The organism is Butyricicoccus pullicaecorum (assembly GCF_002160355.1).
Taxonomy (GTDB): domain Bacteria; phylum Bacillota; class Clostridia; order Oscillospirales; family Butyricicoccaceae; genus Butyricicoccus; species Butyricicoccus pullicaecorum.
In genome coordinates this window covers 35,161-57,413 of sequence record NZ_NFKK01000013.1, presented here as the reverse complement: position 1 = coordinate 57,413, position 22,253 = coordinate 35,161, and the positions used below count along the sequence as shown (strand labels likewise).

18 protein-coding genes are annotated in these 22,253 nt (G+C 58.3%); 11 read left to right on the top strand and 7 right to left on the bottom strand.

The features are described from left to right. Position 1: 1 nt before the first annotated feature. Both B5F17_RS10660 and B5F17_RS10655 read right to left on the bottom strand, forming a co-directional pair. Positions 2–1,507 carry a glutamate synthase-related protein gene (locus B5F17_RS10660; protein ID WP_087373701.1) on the bottom strand — a complete coding sequence of 502 codons (1,506 nt, stop codon included), beginning with the start codon at positions 1,505–1,507 and terminating at the stop codon, positions 2–4. 1 nt (position 1,508) lies between these two features. Then, complete coding sequence (locus tag B5F17_RS10655) at positions 1,509–2,603, bottom strand: class II glutamine amidotransferase (RefSeq protein ID WP_016149263.1); 1,095 nt, start codon at positions 2,601–2,603, stop codon at positions 1,509–1,511. 408 nt (positions 2,604–3,011) lie between these two features. On the opposite strand from B5F17_RS10655, the gene B5F17_RS10650 reads away from it, so the two are divergent. Both B5F17_RS10650 and B5F17_RS10645 read left to right on the top strand, forming a co-directional pair. Beyond that, positions 3,012–5,090, top strand: coding sequence for a glutamine synthetase III family protein (locus B5F17_RS10650; protein WP_087373699.1), 2,079 nt, complete (start codon positions 3,012–3,014; stop codon positions 5,088–5,090). A gap of 166 nt (positions 5,091–5,256) precedes the next feature. Further along, positions 5,257–6,978 (top strand): ammonium transporter, encoded by a 1,722-nt coding sequence (locus tag B5F17_RS10645; protein ID WP_087373696.1) that lies wholly within the window; start codon positions 5,257–5,259, stop codon positions 6,976–6,978. 88 nt (positions 6,979–7,066) lie between these two features. On the opposite strand, the gene B5F17_RS10640 is transcribed toward B5F17_RS10645, so the two are convergent. Continuing rightward, the gene (locus B5F17_RS10640; RefSeq protein WP_087373694.1) at positions 7,067–8,455 is read right to left on the bottom strand and encodes an MATE family efflux transporter; all 1,389 of its coding nucleotides are present in this window, start codon (positions 8,453–8,455) and stop codon (positions 7,067–7,069) included. 135 nt (positions 8,456–8,590) lie between these two features. On the opposite strand from B5F17_RS10640, the gene B5F17_RS10635 reads away from it, so the two are divergent. Together B5F17_RS10635 and B5F17_RS10630 are read left to right on the top strand one after the other, a co-directional pair. Then, a complete protein-coding gene (locus B5F17_RS10635; protein WP_087373692.1) occupies positions 8,591–9,598 on the top strand; it encodes a BRCT domain-containing protein in 1,008 nt (335 codons plus the stop codon). Positions 9,599–9,678: 80 nt separating this feature from the next. After that, positions 9,679–10,503: an undecaprenyl-diphosphate phosphatase gene (locus B5F17_RS10630; RefSeq protein WP_087373690.1), complete on the top strand. Its 825-nt coding sequence runs from the start codon at positions 9,679–9,681 to the stop codon at positions 10,501–10,503. A 464-nt stretch (positions 10,504–10,967) separates the two neighbouring features. On the opposite strand, the gene B5F17_RS10625 is transcribed toward B5F17_RS10630, so the two are convergent. Beyond that, the gene (locus B5F17_RS10625; protein WP_087373688.1) at positions 10,968–11,960 is read right to left on the bottom strand and encodes a ParB/RepB/Spo0J family partition protein; all 993 of its coding nucleotides are present in this window, start codon (positions 11,958–11,960) and stop codon (positions 10,968–10,970) included. A 3-nt stretch (positions 11,961–11,963) separates the two neighbouring features. Next, a complete protein-coding gene (locus tag B5F17_RS10620) occupies positions 11,964–12,839 on the bottom strand; it encodes a ParA family protein (RefSeq protein WP_087373687.1) in 876 nt (291 codons plus the stop codon). Between the two features lie 872 nt (positions 12,840–13,711). Between B5F17_RS10620 and B5F17_RS10615 the strand changes: the two genes are divergently transcribed. Both B5F17_RS10615 and B5F17_RS10610 read left to right on the top strand, forming a co-directional pair. Then, complete coding sequence (locus tag B5F17_RS10615) at positions 13,712–14,794, top strand: hypothetical protein (RefSeq protein ID WP_016149255.1); 1,083 nt, start codon at positions 13,712–13,714, stop codon at positions 14,792–14,794. 774 nt (positions 14,795–15,568) lie between these two features. Beyond that, positions 15,569–17,353, top strand: coding sequence for a DnaB-like helicase C-terminal domain-containing protein (locus B5F17_RS10610; RefSeq protein WP_162608155.1), 1,785 nt, complete (start codon positions 15,569–15,571; stop codon positions 17,351–17,353). Between the two features lie 39 nt (positions 17,354–17,392). Here B5F17_RS10610 and B5F17_RS10605 read toward each other — a convergent pair whose 3' ends face one another. After that, the gene (locus tag B5F17_RS10605; protein ID WP_087373683.1) at positions 17,393–18,010 is read right to left on the bottom strand and encodes an FHA domain-containing protein; all 618 of its coding nucleotides are present in this window, start codon (positions 18,008–18,010) and stop codon (positions 17,393–17,395) included. A gap of 166 nt (positions 18,011–18,176) precedes the next feature. Then, on the bottom strand, positions 18,177–18,527 hold the full coding sequence (locus B5F17_RS10600; RefSeq protein WP_162608154.1) for a P-II family nitrogen regulator: 351 nt from the start codon (positions 18,525–18,527) through the stop codon (positions 18,177–18,179). Between the two features lie 272 nt (positions 18,528–18,799). Between B5F17_RS10600 and B5F17_RS10595 the strand changes: the two genes are divergently transcribed. The 5 genes from B5F17_RS10595 to B5F17_RS10580 are packed head-to-tail and all read left to right on the top strand — an operon-like array spanning position 18,800 to position 22,241. Further along, positions 18,800–19,126, top strand: coding sequence for a (2Fe-2S)-binding protein (locus tag B5F17_RS10595; RefSeq protein WP_016149251.1), 327 nt, complete (start codon positions 18,800–18,802; stop codon positions 19,124–19,126). Then, a complete protein-coding gene (locus B5F17_RS10590; RefSeq protein ID WP_087373677.1) occupies positions 19,123–20,244 on the top strand; it encodes an NAD(P)/FAD-dependent oxidoreductase in 1,122 nt (373 codons plus the stop codon). Before B5F17_RS10595 ends, B5F17_RS10590 begins: the two co-directional genes overlap by 4 nt. Beyond that, positions 20,234–20,797, top strand: coding sequence for an ATP-binding protein (locus tag B5F17_RS10585; protein ID WP_242968740.1), 564 nt, complete (start codon positions 20,234–20,236; stop codon positions 20,795–20,797). Before B5F17_RS10590 ends, B5F17_RS10585 begins: the two co-directional genes overlap by 11 nt. Positions 20,798–20,809: 12 nt before the next feature. Further along, positions 20,810–21,079 (top strand): (2Fe-2S)-binding protein, encoded by a 270-nt coding sequence (locus tag B5F17_RS15090; RefSeq protein WP_242968739.1) that lies wholly within the window; start codon positions 20,810–20,812, stop codon positions 21,077–21,079. Beyond that, positions 21,072–22,241 (top strand): NAD(P)/FAD-dependent oxidoreductase, encoded by a 1,170-nt coding sequence (locus tag B5F17_RS10580; RefSeq protein ID WP_087373675.1) that lies wholly within the window; start codon positions 21,072–21,074, stop codon positions 22,239–22,241. The genes B5F17_RS15090 and B5F17_RS10580 overlap by 8 nt, the downstream gene beginning before the upstream one ends. The last annotated feature ends 12 nt before the right edge of the window (positions 22,242–22,253 follow it).

The window sequence follows — 22,253 nt, the reverse complement described above, 5'->3', positions numbered from 1 at the left end:
TTTACTCACCCGCGTGCTTGACACCGAGCACGCGCAGTTCGGCTTCGGTCAGACCCAGACCGCGCAGCATCAGACGGTTGCCGCGCAGCGCCTCGACCGCGTTGATGCCCATACCGCCCATGATCTCCTGCAGCTCGTGATCCCATGCCGTGACCAGATTGATAAGTCTGCGTGCGGCCTCGTCGGGGTCTAAGCGTGCGACCAGATCGGGGCGCTGGGTGGCAATACCCCAGTTGCACTTGCCCTGCTGGCAGCTGCGGCACAGATGGCAGCCCATGGCGAGCAGCGCCGCCGTGCCGATGTACACCGCGTCCGCGCCCAGCGCGATGGCCTTGACCAGATCGGCCGAGCTGCGGATGGAACCGCCCACGATCAGCGAGACCTCGTCGCGGATGCCCTCCTCGCGCAGTCTGGTATCGACCGCGGCGAGTGCAAGCTCGATCGGAATACCCACGTTGTCGCGGATGCGTGCCGGGGCTGCGCCCGTGCCGCCGCGCCAGCCGTCGATCGCGATGATATCCGCACCCGACCGGGCAATGCCCGAGGCGATGGCCGCGACGTTGTGCACGGCTGCCACCTTGACAATGATGGGCTTGCGGTAGCCGGTGGCCTCCTTGAGCGAGAACACCAGCTGTCGCAAATCCTCGATGGAATAGATATCGTGATGGGGCGCGGGCGAAATCGCGTCGGTGCCCTCGGGAATCATGCGGGTTTTGGAGATGTCCGGACCGACTTTGATACCCGGCAGATGACCGCCGATGCCCGGCTTTGCGCCCTGTCCCATCTTAATTTCAATCGCCGCGCCCGTGTTCAGGTAGTCGGTATGTACGCCGAAACGACCGGACGCAACCTGCACGATGGTGTTGTCGCCGTAGGCGTAAAAGTCCTCGTGCAGACCGCCCTCGCCGGTGTTGTAGTAGATGCCCAGTTCCTGCGCAGCGCGTGCGAGGGCTGCGTGGGCGTTGTAGGAGATCGAGCCGTAGCTCATGGCCGAGAACAGAATGGGCTTGCGCAGGGCAAGCTGCGGGGTCTGGTTGGGAATCAGCTTGCCATCCGGCCCGCGCAGGATACTGCCCGGCTTCTTGCCCAGAAAGACCCGGGTCTCCATGGGCTCGCGCAGCGGGTCGATGGGGGGATTGGTGACCTGAGAGGCGTTGAGCAGCAGTTTGTCCCAGTAGATCGGGCCGGGCTGCGGATTGCCCATGGACGCGAGCAGCACGCCGCCGGTCTGCGCCTGCTGGTAGACCTCGCGCATGGCATCGCCCGTCCAGTTGGCGTTCGCTTTATAGGTATTGTCGGTGCGCACGATCTTGAGCGCACGGGTCGGGCAGACCGCGACGCAGCGCTGGCAGTTGACGCACTTGCTGTCGTCGGCGGTCAGTACGCCCAGCTTTTCATTGAATGCGTGCACTTCGTTGGCGCACTCGCGCACGCACAGCTTGCACTTTACACACCGTGCCGGGTCGCGTGCGACCTCATAGAGCGGAAAAAATTCCCGGATGTTCATCTTATTGTGCGCTCCTTTCGTTCAGTGTCACAATGACCGGCTCGCCGCCGCGCGGCGCGTACAGACGGTCGAGGTCGGGTGCGATGGTGCGGATGGCGCTCTCCTCGGATGCGAGATAGACCGTGTCGCCCTGCTCGCCGACCACCAGCGAGCGCAGTTTGAGGCGGTCATTGAGCGCCATCAGGCCGCCGTCAAAGCCGACCATGATGGAGAACGGGCCGGTGATGAGCAGGCTGGAAAAGGCATTGCGCAGATAGGTGTAATACTTCTTCTGCTCCTCGTCCATGCGCTCGATGGTCTGCCAGAAGGGTGCGGCGATGACGTGGGCAATCTCCTCATGCGTCATACCCAGCTTGCGGCCAAGGTAGTCGACAATATAGGTGATGACCTCGGTGTCGGTCTGCAAGTTGCACTTGTAGCCAAACATCTCAATGGCGCGACGGTTGGCATCGTAGGACGAAATCTCGCCGTTGTGCACGACCGTCGTGTCCAGCAGCGCGAAGGGATGCGCACCGCCCCACCAGCCCGGGGTGTTGGTCGGATAGCGTCCGTGACAGGTCCAGCAGTACGCCTTGTACTCTTCCAGACGGTAGAACGCGCCTACGTCCTCGGGATAGCCGACTGCCTTAAAAACGCCCATGTTTTTGCCCGACGAGAAGATATACGCGCCGTCGATCTGGTCGTTGACCCGGATGACGCAGCGTGCGACGTACTCGCGCTCGTCCAGCTGGGATGCTTCCAGCTTGACATGCAGCGGACGCACAAAGTAACGCCAAATCATCGGTTCGTCCACGATGCGCGGATGGCGGCGGGTGGGAATCTTGGACAGGTTTACAATGTCAAAGTGCCGGTCTAAGAACGCTTCGCACGCGACGCGCGCCTCCTGGGTGTCAAAAAAGACGTGCAGGGCGTAATAATCTTTGTATTCGGGGTAGATGCCGTAGCCGGCGAAGCCGCCGCCCAGACCGTTCGAGCGGTCGTGCATGACCTTGATCGACTGCATAATGCGTGTGCCGTCCTCGCGCGTGCCGTCCCGGTGAAAAATACCCGAGATCGCGCAGCCCGCCGGGATACGTACCTGACCTTCCCTCAGCATAGCGTATGTCCTCCTTCTGTGCTCCATAGATCAAAAAAAGACGCCCGCACAGCCTTGACCCAAACCCCTGCGGGCGTGCGGTCAGACCGTGCGGACGTCGTTGTCCTCTTGCTCCTATTGTATGCACCCAAAATGCCCGCGTCAAGCGGAAAATGCAGGGTATTTCCCACTTTCTTGCAATTTGTACAGAAATCCCTGTCCTCGTTTGTCCTTTTGCTGTTTATTTCGTAAAAGTGCGAATCAGGCCGAAAAGTTTTTGCGTTTTGCGCTTGACAGCGGTTACACGACGGGCTATAATGGGCAGCGTAAACAGCAAAGGCGCTGCCGGTCAAAACGACCCGCGGCGCCTTTTTCGCGTATTTGCAGGAATGACACCGGCAGCTCTCACATGATAGGAGGCTTATTCTTATGAACCATCCAGTCCCTGAATTATTCGGCAGCATGGTCTTCGGTGACGCAGCCATGAAGGAACGCCTGCCAAAAGCAGTATATCAGTCACTCCAGCAGACCATCCGCGAGGGTTCTCCCCTCGACCCGGCGGTCGCTGATGTGGTCGCAAACGCGATGAAGGATTGGGCGCTGTCCAAGGGCGCGACCCACTTCACCCACTGGTTCCAGCCCATGACCGGCATCACGGCCGAAAAGCACGACTCCTTCCTGACCCCGGCCGACGGCGGCGCAGCGCTGATGGAATTTTCGGGCAAGGAGCTCATCAAGGGCGAACCGGATGCCTCCTCGTTCCCGTCGGGCGGTCTGCGTGCCACCTTCGAAGCGCGCGGCTACACCGCTTGGGACCCGACTTCCTACGCATTCATTAAGGACGACACGCTGTGCATCCCGACCGCGTTCTGCTCGTACACCGGCGAGGTGCTGGACAAAAAGACCCCGCTTCTGCGCTCGATGGACGCGATCTCGCGCGAGGCCTGCCGGCTACTCAAGCTGCTCGGCAAGGACTGCAAGCGCGTGACCACCACGGTTGGCCCCGAGCAGGAATACTTCCTCATCAATAAGGAGGACTACGCCAAGCGCCGCGACCTCATCCTGACCGGCCGCACACTGTTCGGTGCACCCGCACCCAAGGGTCAGGAGCTGGAAGACCACTATTTCGGCACCATCCGCCCGCGTGTCAAGGCGTTCATGGACGATCTCGACCAGGAGCTGTGGAAGGTTGGCGTATACGCCAAGACCGAGCACAATGAGGTCGCACCGGCACAGCACGAGATGGCGCCCATCTTCGAGACGACCAACATCGCCACCGATCACAACCAGCTGACCATGGAGCTCATGCGCAAGGTCGCCGATCGGCACGGCTTTGTCTGCCTGCTGCATGAAAAGCCCTTTGACGGCGTCAACGGTTCGGGCAAGCACAATAACTGGTCGATCTCGACCGACGCGGGCGAGAACCTGCTCGACCCGGGCAAGACCCCGGCCGAAAACCGTCAGTTCCTGCTGTTTTTGACCGCGGTTATCAAGGCGGTTGATGAGTATCAGGATTTGCTGCGCATCTCGGTCGCTTCCGCGGGCAACGATCACCGTCTGGGTGCAAACGAAGCGCCCCCGGCCATCCTGTCGGTCTTTGTGGGCGACGAGCTGGGCGGCATCCTGCACGCCATCGAGGAAGGCCGCGACTACACCGCCGCCGAGGCCACCAAGATGACCGGCGCGTCGGTTCTGCCGCCCATCTCCAAGGACACCACCGACCGCAACCGCACGTCCCCCTTCGCCTTCACCGGCAACAAGTTCGAGTTCCGCATGCTGGGCTCGGCCATGAACATTGCGTGTGCAAACATCATGCTCAACACCGCAGTTGCCGAGTCCCTGCGCCAGTTTGCCGACGAGCTCGAGCAGGCAGACGATCTGGCAGCTGCCAGCGCCCTGCTCATCAAGCGCGAAATCACCGCGCACAAGCGCATTCTGTTCAACGGCAACGGCTACGACGAATCCTGGGTCACCGAAGCCGAGGCGCGCGGCCTGTCCAACCTGCGCTCGACGCCCGAGGCGCTGCCCCACTACACCGACCAGAAAAACGTCGATCTGTTCGTCCGTCACGGGGTCTACACCCCGGCTGAAATGGCATCCCGTCAGGAAATCCAGCTGGAAGAGTACGCCAAGACCCTGGCGATCGAGGCGCTGACCATGGTCGACATGATTCGCCGCGACATTCTGCCCGCCTGCGTGTCCTACGTGCATGAGCTGTCCGACACGGCAGCTTCCAAGCAGACCATCGGCGTGGACAACACGACCGAAGTCACGCTCGCGCGCACGCTGTCGGCTGCGACCGCCGATCTGCTGACCCACGTCACCGATCTGGAAAACGCCCTGCACTGTGTACCCGACACCGATGCTGCCGGTACGGCGATGTACTACCACGACGCCGTGCTTGCCGCAATGGAAGCCGCACGCGCAGACGCCGACAAGCTGGAATCCATGGTACCCAAGACCCGCTGGCCCATGCCGACGTACAGCGACCTGTTATTCTACGTCTGATTTCATCTTTTTTCACGCTCATATCCATTTCTCTTTATCTTTTTTCCCCTGCACAATGGTGTGCACCGTGCAAAAGCGTCCTCACACTCCGGACGCGCACGGTGTGCACCATTCTTTTTTTCGTCTCACAAAAAAATAAACATACATCATTGGGAGGGAACCAACCATGAACGACATCACCGCACTGGGCAATGCCCTGAATGTCGGCTGGATTCTGTTGGGCGCAGCGCTGGTCTTCTTTATGCAGGCCGGCTTCGCCATGGTAGAGACCGGCTTTACCCGTGCAAAGAATGCGGGCAACATCATTATGAAAAACCTCATGGACTTTTCGCTGGGCACACCGATTTTCTGGATTTTCGGCTTTGGCCTGATGTTCGGCGGCACGGGCGCACTGATCGGCGGCATTGACCTGTTCACGACCGGCGGCGACGGCGGCTGGGCAACGCTCATTTTCCAGACCGTCTTCTGTGCAACCGCTGCGACCATCGTGTCGGGCTCCATGGCCGAGCGCACCAAGTTTTCGGCCTACTGCATTTACTCCATGCTGATTTCTGCCATCGTCTACCCGATCAGCGGCCATTGGATCTGGGGCGGCGGCTGGCTGGCCCAGCTGGGCTTCCATGATTTCGCCGGTTCCTGCGCCGTCCACATGGTCGGCGGTACGGCAGCTTTCATCGGTGCCAAGATTCTTGGACCCCGTATCGGCAAGTATACCAAGGACGGCAAGGCACGCGCCATTCCCGGCCACTCGCTGACGCTGGGCGCGCTGGGTGTGTTCATCCTGTGGTTCTGCTGGTTCGGCTTTAACGGCTGCTCGACGGTCGCTCTGACCGACGGCGCGGCAGACGTTGCAGCCCGTGTCTTTGTCACCACCAACCTTGCGGCTGCTGTCGCAACCGTCACCGTTATGTGCATCACCTGGGTGCGCTACAAGAAGCCCGATGTCTCCATGACCTTAAACGGCTCGCTTGCCGGTCTGGTCGCCATCACCGCCGGCTGTGACGCGGTCACCCCGGTCGGCGCGGCCATCATCGGCATCATTGCCGGTTTCGTGGTTGTCTTTGGCATCGAGTTTGTCGACCAGAAGCTCAAGGTTGACGACCCGGTCGGTGCAGTCGGCGTGCATGGTCTGTGCGGCCTGACCGGCACCCTGCTGACCGGCGTATTCGCCTACTACCTGACCGACGACCTCGGTCAGCCCCTCGGCCTGCTGTATGGCGGCGGCGTGCACTTCCTGGGCGTGCAGGTACTCGGTATCGTGTCCGTACTGGCTTGGGTCGGTGTGACCATGGTCATCATCTTCCAGGCCATCAAGCACACCATCGGCCTGCGCGTCACTGAAGCCGAAGAGATTTCCGGTCTGGACCTGCCCGAGCACGGTCTGACCTCGGCTTACGCCGACTTCATGCCCGTACCTGCCACCGTTCTGGGTACCCGTGCGGGTGAGGCTGCGGCGCTGGCAAATCAGACCGCGGCACCGGCTGCGGCTGTCCCGGTGACCCGCGTACAGACCGAACCCGCAGAGGGCAAGCCGACCGCCATTCACAAGGTCGTCATCATCACCAACCAGTCGCGCTTTGAGGCGCTCAAGAACGCCATGAACGAAATCGGCGTGACCGGTATGACGGTCATTCAGGCGGCTGGCTGCGGCATGCAGAAGGGCGCCCCCGAGTATTACCGCGGTGTTCCGGTCGAGGCTACCCTGCTGCCCAAGGTCAAATTAGAGCTTGTGGTTTCGGCTGTACCGGTTGAGACCGTCGTCGAGGCTGCCCGCCGTGCACTGTACACCGGTCACATCGGTGACGGCAAGATCTTCGTCTATGACGTTGCCGACGTCATCAAGATTCGCACGGGCGAAACCGGTTATGATGCCTTGCAGGACGACTAAACCTTGCTCATTTTCCTTTCTCCATAGATCGATGTCCCGGACATCAAAAGAGCGAAGCTGCTTACATGCGGCTTCGCTCTTTGGCTTTTTATGCAGTTTTTTGCTGCGCCTGTTCGAGCGCGTGGATTTTGCGGAACTCGAGCGCGATTAAAATTGCGGTTGCAACGAAGGCGGCAAAGTCCGCGACCGGACCGGCGAACAGGATGCCGTCCAGACCGAAAAACAGCGGCAGCAGGAGCACGGCGGGAATGAGGAAGATGACCTGTCGGGTCAGCGACAGCACCGCGCCCTTGATGGGCTTGCCGATGGCCGAGAAGAAGTTGGACGAGATGAGCTGCACGCCGTTGACCAGCACCATAAAGAGGAAAATGCGCATAAAGTGCACGGCGAACTCGTAATAGAGCGCGTCACCCGTACCGAACAGGGCAATGATGGGCTTGGGGAAGAACTGGAACAGGATAAAACCCACGAGGGAGACGACCAGATTGCAGGAGATCGCCAGCTTGTAGATGCCGCGTACGCGGGCGTACTGCTGGGCGCCGTAGTTAAAGCCGATGATGGGCTGGGAGCCCTGCGAGATGCCGATGATGATGGCGAGCAGGATGGCGTTTGTCTTCATGACGATGCCGCAGGCGGCTAAGGGGATGTCCGAGCCGTAGGGCGACTGCGCGCCGTAATAAATCAGCGAGTTGTTAATGACGATCTGCACGAAGGTCAAGGCGACCTGATTTAAGCTGCTGCTCATGCCGAGCGAGGCGATCTTGCGGCAGATGGCGGGCTTGAGGCCGAAGTGATGACGGGTCAGACGGACGTGACGGAAATAGCGCAGGTAACCCACCGCCATGATGCAGGACGCCAGCTGACCGATGACGGTCGCAGCAGCCGCACCGGCGACGCCCCACTTGCAGACAAAAATGAAAATGGGGTCTAAGATGGTGTTGATGACCGCGCCCAGCAGCATGCAGGCCATGGAATACTTGGGGCTGCCGTCAGCGCGCGCCAGATTGCTCATGCCGTTTGTCAAGATGAGCAGCGGCATACCGACCGCGGTGATGCGCGTATATTCCTGTGCATAGGGCAGCACGTCGGCGGTCGCGCCGAAGGCGTGCAGCAGCGGATTTAAGAAAATCTCGATGACGATGACGTAGAGCACACCGAGCGCGACCATCATGCACACGGCGGTTCCGACCGTCTGCGCCGCGTCGTCGGGCTGACCTGCGCCCAGTTTGAGCGAGAAGCGCGAGGCACTACCGATGCCGATGAGCAAGGCGATGGCAAGACAGATGGTCGTGAGCGGATAAGCGACGTTTGTCGCGGCGTTTCCGAGGTATCCCACGCCCTGACCGATGAAAATCTGGTCAACGATGTTGTAGAGCGAGCTGACCAGCATGGCAATGACGCTCGGGACGGCGTAGGTACGCAGCAGGCGGGACAGTTTCTCGTAGCCCAAGGGATTTTTTTGTACAGATGCGTCCATGATTTCCTCCTTTTGGTACGCGGACAGGTTTTTTCTCCCATATATCATACCATAATCGCGGTTTTGCGACAAGCGCGCATGCTTGACCGCGCCGGAGAAAGACGGGTATAATGAAGAAAAAAAGGGGGTTTTTGCATGCAGACCGAGATTCGCGCACGCACGCGCATACAGTTTATAAACCCCATTTTGGCCGATTGCCTCAGGCGGCACGCGGCGCTGTTCCAGTACGCAGGCATTGAACCGGACTTTGACCCGGAAGGGTGTTTTTTCACCGTCCGCGACGACCTCTTCCCCATGCCGCACACCCTGTCCGACTTTGCGCCCTGCCTTGTGCGCTTTCTGGCGGGATACAACGACCGCGCAGACGCTGCCGCTCTGCGTGATCGGCTGCGCGCACAGGGTGCGGCACTGACCGAGGGCTACACCGCGCTGTCCATCGACCAGCAGGCGGTCCTGACCGGGACGTATGCCGCGCGATGGAACACCCGACCGACCAGCTACGCCAAGGACTACTATGCTGCACTCGTGCGACGCATCGCAGAGCGCGACGGCCTACCGCTCGAGGCGGTCACCCTCGATCGCTTCGCCTGCGCCGTGCGCACCGTCCCGGCGCGGGTGTCGGCTATCTTCAATTTTGATGGGACACAGTCCACCTATCTGCGCACCTATCGCCTGCGCGGTTTTGAAACCGACGCCGACCCGCTGGTTTTGCGCGTGACCGTGACCTACGACGACCGGAACCAGCCCCGGCAGGCCGTGACCTACGACGCGCGCAACCGTCCAACCGCGCACCGCTCGATGGGCACAGATTTTGCCCGGCAGATCGGGCCAAAACCACGGACGCTGGACTTTGCCGGTAAGCATTTCGTGCTCACCGGCGGCGACAAGCCAGCCATGACGCGGGTCATCCAGTCACGCGGCGGCATCGTTCACCCGAGCGCGGTCAAGGCCACCGACTACCTGATTATCGGTGACGACGTGCGCCGGGAGACGGCCAAAATCGCCCGGGTTAAAGAGTTAAACGCCACGCGAGCGCAGCCCGTGACCGCACTCTGGGAACACGAATTCTGGCAGCTGTGCACGGTCTGTCCGCCGACCGAGCAAGACGGTCAAAACGTTCCGGAAAATCCCGATACGCCTTGACCGCCCCCTTGCAACCTGATACAATGTCTTTATTATCGATTTTTTCACACAAACTGACAGAGAGGACGTGAAGCAAACACGTGATCGAAATTTTAAAAACGATTCTGTTCGGCATCGTCGAGGGCATCACCGAATGGCTGCCCATCAGCAGTACCGGACACATGATTCTGCTCGATGAATTTGTCAAGCTGGACGTGAGTGAAGCCTTTTGGGATCTGTTCCTGGTCATCATCCAGCTGGGCGCTATCCTGGCCGTCGTTCTGATCTACTGGGATAAGATCTTCCCCTTCCGCGTGCGCGGACGCTGGGGTGTTGACCGCCAGAAAATGAACATGTGGGGCAAGATTCTGGTTGCCTCCATTCCCGCCGGTGTCATCGGCATCCTGTTCGACGATCTCTTCACGGCCTGGTTCTATAACTATCAGACGGTCGCCATCATGCTGATTCTGTTCGGCGTGCTGTTCATCGTCATCGAAAACCGCAACCGCAATTCGGTTCCGCGCGTGCGCTCGATCGCATCCATCACCTACCCCACCGCCTTTATGATCGGTGTCTTCCAGCTCATCGCCGCGGTCTTCCCCGGCACTTCGCGCTCGGGTGCAACCATCGTCGGCGCACTGCTGCTCGGTGTCTCGCGCACCGTCGCCGCAGAGTTTACCTTCTTCCTCGCCATCCCGGCTATGTTCGGCGGCAGCGCAATCAAGCTGCTCAAGGCTGGTTTCCACTTCTCGGCGAGTGAGGTTGGTTTGCTGGTTCTGGGCATGGCCGTCGCATTCATCGTCTCGATCTTCGCGATTAAGTTCCTGATGAGCTACATCAAGAAACATGACTTTAAGGTTTTTGGCTGGTATCGCATCGTGCTGGGTATTCTGGTATTGCTGTACTTCGCGATTTCCAGTATGTAAAAATGTGTTTGAGGCAGCGTCCTATACGGGCGCTGCTTTTTTTGTAAAGGAAAGCACCGCACCCATACTGAAGCTTTCGCCAGCCTTTCTCGAAAGGCTGCGGGTTCTCAGGGCAGAGCCCTGAGCCGCCCGTCGCAACGGGCGGAATCCTCTCTTTGATTCCCGGTGTCCGACCCGGGAATCAACTCAAACATACAAAAAAGGAAAGACCGTCCGAAGGGACGGTCTTTCCCATGAGCGGCCAATGACCGCGGAGTATTTCGCTCGCTGCGGCGAGCGATTATTTTTTTTATTTTGGTTGATTCCGGTCAAAAGACCGGAATCAAAAGGGGAGTTTCGCGGCTTGCGAGCCGCGACTTGAGGCTCTGCCTCAAGACTCCGCAAGCCTTTCGAGAAAGGCTTGAGCGAAAGCTTCATTTCGCCTGCGGGCGGGTTTCTCACTTTGTCCCGCACCGGGGACGAAGTCATTTCTCCCGGCGCATATCCGGGTGCTGTTCCAACCACGCTTCCAGCGCATCGACGATGATCGTACTCAAATCCTCATAACAAGCTTCATTAAAGTGACCGGCGACATATTTCCTTGCGTGCAGCATTGCCGTTCTCATACTGCTATCATAATTCTGTCTTTTACTCTTTTTCTTTCCGGTCACGATCTCGAAGGCGGTATTGTCGTCCCAACCGGTCTTTTCCAATTCCACGAGCTGTGCGCCGATGGACTCGGAAATCAGGTGGACATGAGGCATAATAGTCTTCTGGTGTTCGGGAGTCAGGGCGGCGATTTTCTCACCGGCACGCATGGACAGCTTGCCCTCATCGAGTGCGGGCAGCAGTTCGGGGATGAGCGAGCGCAGCGCGAGGTAGCGGTAGACCTGGGAGCGCGAGGTCTGCACGCCCTTAATGTAAGCGGTCAGGGTGTCCTGTGCGCCGAGGTCGGAGCGTGCGCCCTGATTGGAATGGTTTTCCACGACCAGACCCCAGCCGTAAATCTGGTCACTGATGACGGTCGAGCGGCGCTGGATGTTGGTCAGCGCGAAGATGTCCAGCGCTTCGCTGTCCGAGCAATTGCGAATCACGCGGGCGGTGATGGTCTTTGCCCCAGCTGCACGGGTGACGCGCAGGCGCTGCTCACCTGCGATCAGTTCAAAGCGGTCACTGCCCTGCTTCTGGCGTACAATGATCGGCTCAAAGCTGCCGCCGTACTGCCGGAAGGTTGGCACGGCGTTCTGCACTTCCTCATCCGACCAACGCGAGAAGTCTGACGCGCCCTTCATGGAAAACGGGTCGATCAGATCGACCGGGATCTCGTAAAAGTCCTGTGCCGCGGTCAGTTCCCGTCCGCTGCCGCGCACGATGTCCAGAATCTTCTGATCGCTGCGTCCGGTGTCCAGTGCAGAAATGTCCTCATCCAAAATGGCGTCCATCTCGGCCTCGTCCAACATAAATTTTTTCTTTGCCATCTCTTAACCTCCGAGCAGCTGTAAAATCTCGTCCGTCCACGCCGCGTAGTCCTGCGCTGCGGTCGACGACTTGGCATACGACCAGATGTCCTGTTTGCTGGCCATGGCCTCGGGCACGGCAACGCACTTGCGGATATGGGTGGAAAAGACGCGGGTATTCATCTTCTTGGCCATGCGCTGCATGAATTTCTCGTAGTGCCGGTGAATGCGCACATTCTCGTACCGGGTGAGCAGAAAGCCCAGAATCTCAATCCGACGGTTGAAGTCCTGCCGTTCCAGCACGCGGATGGTATCATACAGCTCGAGAATTGCCTCGCGCGACGACTCCTCGGCAAAAGCCGGGATGACCACTTTCAGCTCCGGCCAGCACAGCAGGGACAGCGTGGTCAGATAGCCGAGGTCGGGGTTGGAGTCCACGATCACATAGTCAAAGCGATCTTGTTCTGCCATGCGCTTAAGTTCACGCTCTAAACGGTGGGTGTCGTCCTGCATGGGGTCGGTCACCTGCGCATAACGCGCGCGCAGCTGCTCCATGAGTGCGTCCGGATTATCGCACAGATTGCGGTATTCCTCGAGCGACAGCAGCGGCGTGCCCGTCCACTGATACATCAGATTGGACGCCGGCGCCAGCGTTCCAACATCGGTCTGGACAAAGATGTCCTCGAGGTGCTTGTCCCCCTTGAGCACGTCGTACATGCTCGGCTGCTCACTGCCGCGCGGAATAGGTGCGCCGCAGATAATGTCCAAATTGCGCTGCGGGTCCATGGATACCAATAACACACGCTTTTTGTGTACCTGGGTCAAAATCGAGGCCAGCGCCGCCGCCGAAGTCGTCTTGCCAACGCCGCCCTTCTGTAAAATAAATAACAGCACTTCCATTGTCTTTGACTCCTCTGTCCTGCCGTTTTTATGTTTTCGAAATCATATCTTTTGTGCGGTGATTTTCTCTTTTGATTGTATCATGATTTCCAAATACTGTCCAGCACGCTTTCAGTCGAATGACTGGAGTTTCTGCCGATGATTCCCGCAGTTTCACTTCGTCCCCAGTGCGGGACAAAGTTAAAAACCCGCCCGCAGGCGAAATGAAGTTTCGATCAAACCTTTTCAAAGGTTTGCGGGTTCTCAGGGCAGAGCCCTGAGTCGCGCTCCGCAGAGCGCGAAACTCCCCCTTTCATTTTCGCCTGGGCGAAAATGAACCAAACCAAAAATAAAAAGCGCGGCCGCAGCCGCGCAACTCCCCTGCGGCCAAAGGCCGCTCATGCAAACCAACCGGCCGGATTGGTTTGCCGCGACTTCGTCCCGCACCTAACCTTGTCCCGCACGTGGGACGAAGTGCGATGTGGGACGAAGTACCGATAAAGGGGGAACCGTCCTTTCGGGACGGTTCCCTCCATGAGCGCGCCTGGCGCGCAAAGAGTCTTGCCGCCCACTCATTTTATCCGCGCACAGCGCGGAAATAAGGATAGTGACCTACGGGCTGTGGGCGGCGCTTTGAACGAGAGTTTAGTTGATTTTCCCTTGCGGGGGACGGGAAAATCAAAAGGGGATTCCGCCCGTTGCGACGGGCGGCTCAGGGCTCTGCCCTGAGAACCCGCAGCCTTTCGAGAAAGGCTGGCGAAAGCTTCAATAAGGGGTGCGGTGCTGTTTTGGGTTTTGCGCATTTTCGCCTCAAAACCCGCGATTGATTGACAAAAACAGTCGGAAAGATTATACTAGCAATACATCATTGACAGCAAAGGAGAGAATTTCATTTGGATCATCCAACATATACCGACGATGAAGAGCTTGACCTCATCCGACTGGCTGAAATCGACAAATTGATGAGCGATTTTGAGGATCAAGTCGCGGAGACGGTAAAGCTGGAACCGGAAGTCGTCTCCATCAGCTCGGAGCTGCCCGCCAAGGTGTACAAGAGTAATGACAAGATCTCGAACAGTCTACCCGATCTTATGGGACAGGGGCCGCAGGATCTGCGCATCGAGGGACGGGACAGCCCGTATGAAATCACGACCCGTGTGACGCTGTCATGGGAGAGTCTACAAAGCATCTCCAAGGACCTGCAAATGCTGACCGAAGATCAGCGCTTTTCGCTCTTTGACCGCTCGGTGTTCGACGCGGTGTGCTCATTGTTCTACTCGGGCACGGTCTACTTTACCGCCTCGACGGTCTTCAAGACCATGACCGGCAAAGGACCGGAAGCCAAGGTCACCGAATCGCAAAAAAAGGCGGTCACCGAGAGCATTGAGAAGTGCCGATACTGCAACATCACGGTAGACTTCTCGCAGGAGTCCACGTACTACCCCGAGCTTAAAAACATCGGCGGCGATCAGGCCGCATCGGCATCGTTTTCCGAGAACCTGCTCAACCTGCGCCGCATGACCATTGTGGTCAACGGCAAGAAGGTCGAGGGCTGGAAAATCCTGTCGAAACCTATGCTTTTTGCGTACTCTTTATCTAAAAAACAGATCATGTCTTTCAGCTCGCACCTGCTCAACAGTCCGGTATCCAAGAAGGAAGATATCATCGTTATTCAGGACTATCTGCTCCGCCGCATTCAGCAGATGCGCCGCCGCAAGCAGCTGACCAAGCGTTCCGACCGCATCATCCTGATGGACACCATCTACAAGGTGGCCGACATCCCCAAAGAGTTCTCACTAAAAGTCCGGCAAAACAAGAAGCGCCGTCTGCGCGATACCATCACCGAGATCCTCAAATACTGGGAAGAGATGGAGTTCATCGGCGGCTTCGAATTCCTCACCCAAAACCGGGAGATCCAGAAAATTCTCATTCTGTTCCCCGGAGAAAATGCAGAAGATTTCAAAGACCCGACCTAAAATCGGGTCTTTTGCCGTTTTTAGAGGTACCATCAAAAATACCTAGTCCCCTTGGACATATGTCTGAGAACGATGACCCATCACTTTTACATATTCGAACATTTGTTCTAGTTTTAGGCATGTTTTTTGCCGTTTTTCGCCCCAAAAACAGCCCGATTTTACCCCTGACCCATCAAAAATACCTAGTTCATTTTCGGCCAATCCGTGCAGAAAGCGCCGGTTCGCCTGTCCTGGCATCATTTTTACCTAGTCCCCCGAATTCTCTCAAAAGAACAAACTTTTAGAGCAGTTGAACTAGGTAATTTTGATGCCGAACTAGGTATTTTTGATGGGTGGACTAGGTATTTTTGATGGTATAACTAGGTAAAAGTGATGCCGAAGGCCAAAAATTTACCCTCAAAAATAATTCAGAGAAGCCCCATAAAAATACGATATTACCAAACTATCCCAAAGTATAAATTCTCAAATCTGCCAATTTTGAAAACCGGAAAAAAACGTATAAGTCTTTATAAGTCTTTATAAGTAATATAAGGCTAAAAAGGGACGAAAAAAGGGAACTAGGTATTTTTGATGGGTGACTAGGTAATTCTGATGGGTCACTAGGTAAAAGTGATGGTATCTGAAAATTTATAAATCTCGGTATAAGTTATAAAAATAGGGTATATATGTAAATTTTCCGGGCTTATACGCCTTAAAAATTGCAAAAACCGTCTTATTTGACAAATCATTCAAGGATCTGATATGCTTACAGCGGTGAAAAAGGGGGTGGGCAGCATGGATTATACGACATATGTCCGGGAAAGGTTTGGCGCCGATCTGACCCGGCTGAAGGAACATCTGCCCGATTTCTTGTCGCGAGAAATGGGCATCTCGCCGAACAGGAAATTTCATTGCTTATCCCCCCAACATCAGGACCGGCATCCGTCCATGTCGTACTACGAAACCGGTCAATGCGTCAAATGTTTTTCCTGTGGCTTTACAGCCGATCTGCTCACGGTAGCAAAGTTGCACTGGGGACTGACCGAGGACGCAGACAGTATTGACCGTTTGCTCTCGCTTTATCCCGATTGCCGGGTGCAAAATTTCCGGGAATTGCAAAAAGCAGGATTTTCGCCATATCTGCAATCTCGCGGTTTAACCGCGGATACGCTGAAATGGGCCGGAGTCTTTGAGACGATGGACGGCAAGCTGGGGCGAGCGGTTGCGCTGCCGTACCATCAGGGGCAGTATATGGCTTATCGGTCGATCGAGGGCAAGGCCTTTCGCAAGCCGTCGGGACTGACCGAACCGGTCTGTTTTCCCGAGTGGCTGGACAGCAGCGAGCCGGTTTTTCTGGTCGAGGCTTATATTTGCGCACTGTCGGTGTATCAGTGCGGCGGCAAAGCCATCCCGTGTAACGGTGTGGGATACCGGCAGGTGCTTGATGCATTGGGCGAACGTCGACCGACTTTTCTGGTGGCATTCGATCACGATGAGCGCGGCGAGCAGGCTGCCAAGCGATTTTGTGAAGAATATGCCGAGATGGGCGGCAAAGCGCGGATTGTTGACCTGTCCGGCGCGTACAAAGACCCGAATGAGCGCTTGATGCATGACCCGGAAGGGCTGAAACAGGCAGTGCAGCAGGCTCTGTCGGGCAGTGCGGATTTGTCGCCGTTTCCGACCTTACAGCAGTATCTCAGCCGTCAGTTTTTTACCGATCTGTCGACGCGTGCTGATCGTTCGGGATGTCTGACTGGCTGGGACGGCATTGACCGTCAGCTGGGTGGATTGACACCCGGATTGTACATTCTGGGTGGTGTGCCCTCGGTGGGCAAGACGACGTTTTTGGGACAGATGGCTGTGCATTTGGCCGAACAGGGTGGCTCGGTGCTGTTTTTGTCCTACGAGCAGTCGCCGTTTGAGTTTACTTGTAAGGCGCTTGCGCGAATGTCTTATCGCACGCAGCAAAAGCCTTTCGTCTCGCGCGACTTGGTGCACGGTTTTTGTGATGACCGTGTGCGGCAGATGGCGCAGGTGTACGAGCAGAAAATGCTCGATCTGTGTGTACTCAAAGTGCGGGATACGGCCGAGCAGCTGGGTGAGCGCATCCGGCAGTTTGCAGCCGACCGGGAGCACCCGGTGGTTGTGATCGATTACCTGCAATTTATTCCCGGTATGGGCAGCGATCCGCGTCTGAATAACGACCGGGCGCTGCAAATTTTATCGCAGGCGACAGCCGGTTTGGAAGTCATTTTGATTCTGGTTTCCAGCTTTAATCGTTCGTCCTATCTGCTGCCGGTAACCTTCGAGTCGTTTAAGGAGTCGGGCAACGTGGAGTATTACGCCGACGGTCTTTGGGGATTGAGTTACTCGATTTTGTCTTCGTCGGTGTTCCAGAAAGATGGTCAGCTGGCCGAAAAGCAGGCGGCGCTCGCCCATGCCAGAGAACAGGCCGTGCGCAAGCTGGATTTCTGCTGTGTCAAGGCACGGCACGGCGGTCTGTTCACGGTCGGACTGGATTATTATGCCGCACACGATTATTTTGCTGAGGCCACGACGGTCAAGCGCAAACGTATCTAAAAAACCCCAAGCCGGTGTTTTGGCTCGGGGTTTTCGTATTCAGCGATAGGAATTTGCGGCTTGCAGGCGCAGGGTGAAGAACAGTTCGCCTGCCCAGAAGCGCAGCGTACCGGTGTCGCGGTCGATCGGGATGACGACACCCGGCTGCAAAATGGGCTCTTCCACATTGCCCGTCCGTTCGTCGATGGGCACGATGCCGTTGGTACGCGACAGGTTGCGCACCGAGACTTCTCCGTAAGCGTCGCGGAAGATTTCGAAGTGCTGGCGGCTGATGGTGTCGTTGTCGATCACGCAGTCGCAGTCGCTGCGTGCGCCCACACATAGTGGCAGATGGTCGACCGGTACGTATCGTGCATTGCCGTCGATCTCGGTCGAATAACACAGCGTGATCTCGGTCGGCTGCGGCGGTCTGCGGGTCGGTCGGATGTAGGCGGTCTGGTCAGCGTCCGGCTTGGTACGTCTGGGTGCCGACGGACGGTGCGCCGCTTGTGCCGGTCGGGATGCGCGCTTTTGCGGCTTTTCCTCGGCAAGCTCGCGGGCGAGCAGCCAGTCGATCAGACGCTGCGGGAAGGGTTTTTTGCTCTTGTGATTGCGGCGGCGTGCGATGAGCCATATAATCAGCACGATGACCAGCGCGCCGATGATAAATTTCAGCATGGTTTTGATGCCTCCAAACCTTGTGTCAAATCATTTCCGTCCCCTATTATAGCGGAAAAGACCGATTTTGTCGCGGGCTCTGGACAGATTTTCACGAAAAATTCATGCTTTGCGTGTCAGAGCAATAAAAGACCCGCACCCAGAGCCCTGGGTGCGGGCTGTTTTTTTACAGAGCGGTTTCGCCGCGCTCACGGGTGCGGATGCGGATGGCATCTTCGACCGGCACGATGAAAATTTTGCCGTCGCCGAAGCGGTCGGTGGCAGCGGCCTTGCAGATCTCGTCCACCAGCGTATCGACCACAGCGTCGGGTACGACCGTGTACACGCGCAGCTTGGCGGCCAGGTGTTCGGGCTCGAGTGCAGGAATCGCGGCAACGTCCTCGATGTCAATCTGCCGCTTGCGGCGGCCGCAGCCCTCGACGTTGGACACGCTGAAGCCTGCCGCGTTGTGCCGTCTGAGGACAGCGCATACTGCGTCCAGTTTTTCCCGTCGGATGTAGATGACAAGTCCTTTCATGGGCCTGTGCCTCCTTTTCAGCTTCCTAGATGGCCATTCTGACCTCATTATAGCAAGCGTCCGGCAGGTTGTAAAGCCGGGGCGAGAGATTTGGCCGAAGGGGAGGGTGAGGGGCTTATATTTTTGGAGAAATTTTAGGCTGATAGACTGGAAAAATCCGGGTTATGGGATTATAATGACAGGAGATTCCAAGAGATTTGCCGGGAAAGACGGCGAAAATGTACCGAACGGACGATACGCGTCCGTTTCAGATAAAGGAGAGAGAGCGACAGATGAGAGTGAGCGAACACCCGATTTTAGGCGCCCTGCCCGAGGCCGAGTCCGTGACCATCTACTTTGACGGTCAGCCCATCCCGGCGCGTGCGGGCGAACCCATCGCGGCCGCCCTGATGAACGCGGGCATTCGTGCCTTTCGCACGACGGCCAAGCGGCACGAGCCGCGCGGTATTTTCTGCGCGATTGGACGGTGCACCGACTGCATGATGATTGTCGACGGCGTGCCCAACACCCGCACCTGCGTGACGCTGGTGCGCGACGGCATGCAGGTCGAGACTCAGCACGGCCTTGCCGCCATGCGCACCGAGGAGGACAAGGCATGAGAGAGATCACAACCGATATCGCGGTCATCGGCGCGGGTTCTGCCGGCCTGTCGGCAGCCTATCAGGCGGCCAGTGCGGGCGCGGACGTGCTGGTGATCGACGAAAACCATCTGCCGGGCGGTCAGCTCTTCAAGCAGATTCATAAATTTTTCGGCTCCCGCGCCCATCAGGCGGGTACCCGCGGCTTCCAGATCGGACAGGAGCTGCTCGAGCGCGTGCAGAAGAGCGGTGCGCGCGTGTGGCTCGACACGCTGGTTTACGGCATTGAGCGCGACTGCTCGCTCGGTGTCATCCACGACGGCGGGCACTATGTCGTACGTGCCAAGAAGGTCATCGTGGCCACCGGTGCAAAAGAAAACTACATGGCCTTTCCGGGCTCCACGCTGCCCGGTGTCATGGGCGCGGGCGCTGCGCAGACCATGGTCAACGTCAATCGCGTGCTGCCCGGCAAGCGTGTAGTCATGCTGGGTTCGGGCAACGTCGGCTTGATCGTGTCCTATCAGCTCATGCAGGCGGGTGCCGACGTGGTCGCGCTGGTCGAGGCGGCACCCAAGATCGGCGGCTACGCCGTGCACGCGGGCAAGCTGCGCCGTGCAGGCGTGCCCATTCTGGTCGGTCACACCATCACCCGCGTCATGGGTGATGGTCAGGTCGAGCGCGTGGAGATTGCGCAGGTAGACAAGCAGTTTAACCCCATCCCGGGCACCGAGCGCGTCTTAGAGGCTGATACCGTGTGTCTTGCGGTCGGACTGAACCCCATGACCGAGCTGGTCTGGATGGCTGGCTGTAAGTTCTGCTTTATCCCGGCGTTTGGCGGTCATGTGCCCATGCACGACGGCAACATGGAGACGACGGTACCCGGTCTGTACGTCGCGGGTGACGTGACCGGTGTTGAGGAAGCGTCCTCTGCGATGGAAGAGGGCAATCTGGCAGGCGTGTGCGCCGCGCACGCGCTGGGACTTTTGACCGACGAACAGGCGGCAGACAAAAAGGCCGAGATCAATGCGCGTTTGGATGCGCTGCGCGCCGGTCTGTTCGGCGAGCGCCGCCGCACGGCCAAACAGCAGCAGCTCGATGCCATGCAGGCCGAACAAGGAGGGAACGAGGATGTGGGGTGACCCGAACAAGTTGAGCCGAGATAATTTGCAGAAAGAAGACATCAACCCGGGCGTACAGTATACCGGCGTACCGTCGCAGGATGAGCTGTCGCGCTGTCCGGGTGTACCGACCGAAACCCGCGTCAAGCTCGGACGTGTGGCCTGCATTGAGTGCGTGCAGGAGATTCCGTGCAATCCGTGCGAAGGGTTGTGCAAGTTCGGCGCGATCACGATCGGCGAGCAGATCACCAACCTGCCCCGCCTGCATGAGGATAAGTGCGTGGGCTGCGGGCTGTGCGTGGCAGGCTGCCCGGGTCTGGCCATCACCATCTTGGACCGCTCCTACTCGGACACCGAGGCGACCATCGATTTCCCGTTTGAGTACCTGCCGCTGCCCGCGGTGGGCGATCAGGTGGACGCGGTCGACCGCGCCGGTCAGGTGGTGTGCAAGGGGCGCATCGTGCGCGTGCTCAGACCGGCCTTATATGCGGGCACGGCGGTCATCTGCATGGCCATCCCGCACGAATACATCGACAGGGTGCGCAGCATGAAGCGGCTGCCGCGCCGGGACTGAGGAGGCGAAACGATGGAAGACATTATCATCTGCCGGTGCCAGGAAGTGACCGAGCAGGAAATCATAGATGCAGTACACGAAGGCGCAACCACCGTAGACGGCGTCAAACGCCGCACAAGGGCCTGTATGGGCCTCTGCCAGGGAAAGACATGCGGAAGGCTGGTAGAACGCATTGTAGCCCGCGAGAGCGGCCGCAGCGCGGCAGAGGTCACCCCGCAGCATAGCCGCATGCCGGTCAGACCGGTCAAGATCGGCACGTTTGGAGGGGATGACGATGCGTGAGAGCTATGATGTGATCGTAGTCGGCGGCGGCATCATGGGCTGTTCGGTGGCCTGGCAGCTGGCAAAGAAAAACAAGCGCGTGCTGGTCATCGAGCGGCGCGACGTGGCAAGCGGTGCAGCCGGTGCGACCGACGGCGTGGTCGGCTACCACACCAAAAAACCCGGTCCGCAGATGGACCTTGCCGTTCAGTCGATCGCCATGTTTGAGACGCTGGGCGAGCAGCTCGGGCAGGATATTGAGTACGGTCTGCGCTGCGGCGGTTTGCAGCCGGTCGAGGATAAAATGCAGTGGGACATCCTGTCCGAGATCGTGGAAAAGCAGCGCGAGAGCGGTGTGGACATCCGCATGATCTCGGCCGACGAGGCGTGCGCGCTCGAGCCCCAGCTCAGCCGTGACATTTACGGTGCCCTGTATTCGCCCACGGGCGGCAAGGTCAATCCGCTCCGGCTGACCATGGGATATGCAAACGCGGCGCGTCGTCTGGGTGCGCAGTTTTTGACCGAGACCACCGTGACCGGGTTTGCGATCGAAAACGGACGGGTCACCGGCGTGCACACCGACAAGGGCGATTTTGCAGCCGACGTGGTGGTCAATGCAGGCGGCGCGTGGGCGGGAAAGATCGCCGCGCTTGCCGGTCTGGACTTGCCCATCACCCCGCGTAAGGGACAGCTCATCGTGACCGAGCCCATCGGCCCGTTTATGACCGCGACCGTGCAGTGTGCGCGCTACAACGTGGTCAAGTTCAAGCCCGAGGCGGTCACCGACCCGACGGCCATCCGTCTGGGCGCGTCGCTGTCCATCGAGCAGACCGAGGACGGCGGTCTGATCATCGGCGGCACACGCGAGTTCGCCGGATATGATACCGACAACACCTTTGAGGCCATCGAGGTCATGCTGCGCCGTGCGCTGCGCTTTTTCCCGGCGCTGCGGGATGTCAGCATCATTCGCTGCTTCTCCGGTCTGCGACCCTACACCCCGGACGGCCTGCCGCTGCTCGGACCGGTGCACGCGCTGCCCGGGTTCTACATGGCAGCCGGACATGAGGGCGACGGCATCGCGCTGTCTCCGATCACCGGCAAGCTGATTGCCGAATGGATCGTGGACGGCAAGCCGTCCTATGATCTGTCCGACTTTGATCCCAACCGATTTTTAAAGGCTTGATGCGGTCGAAGT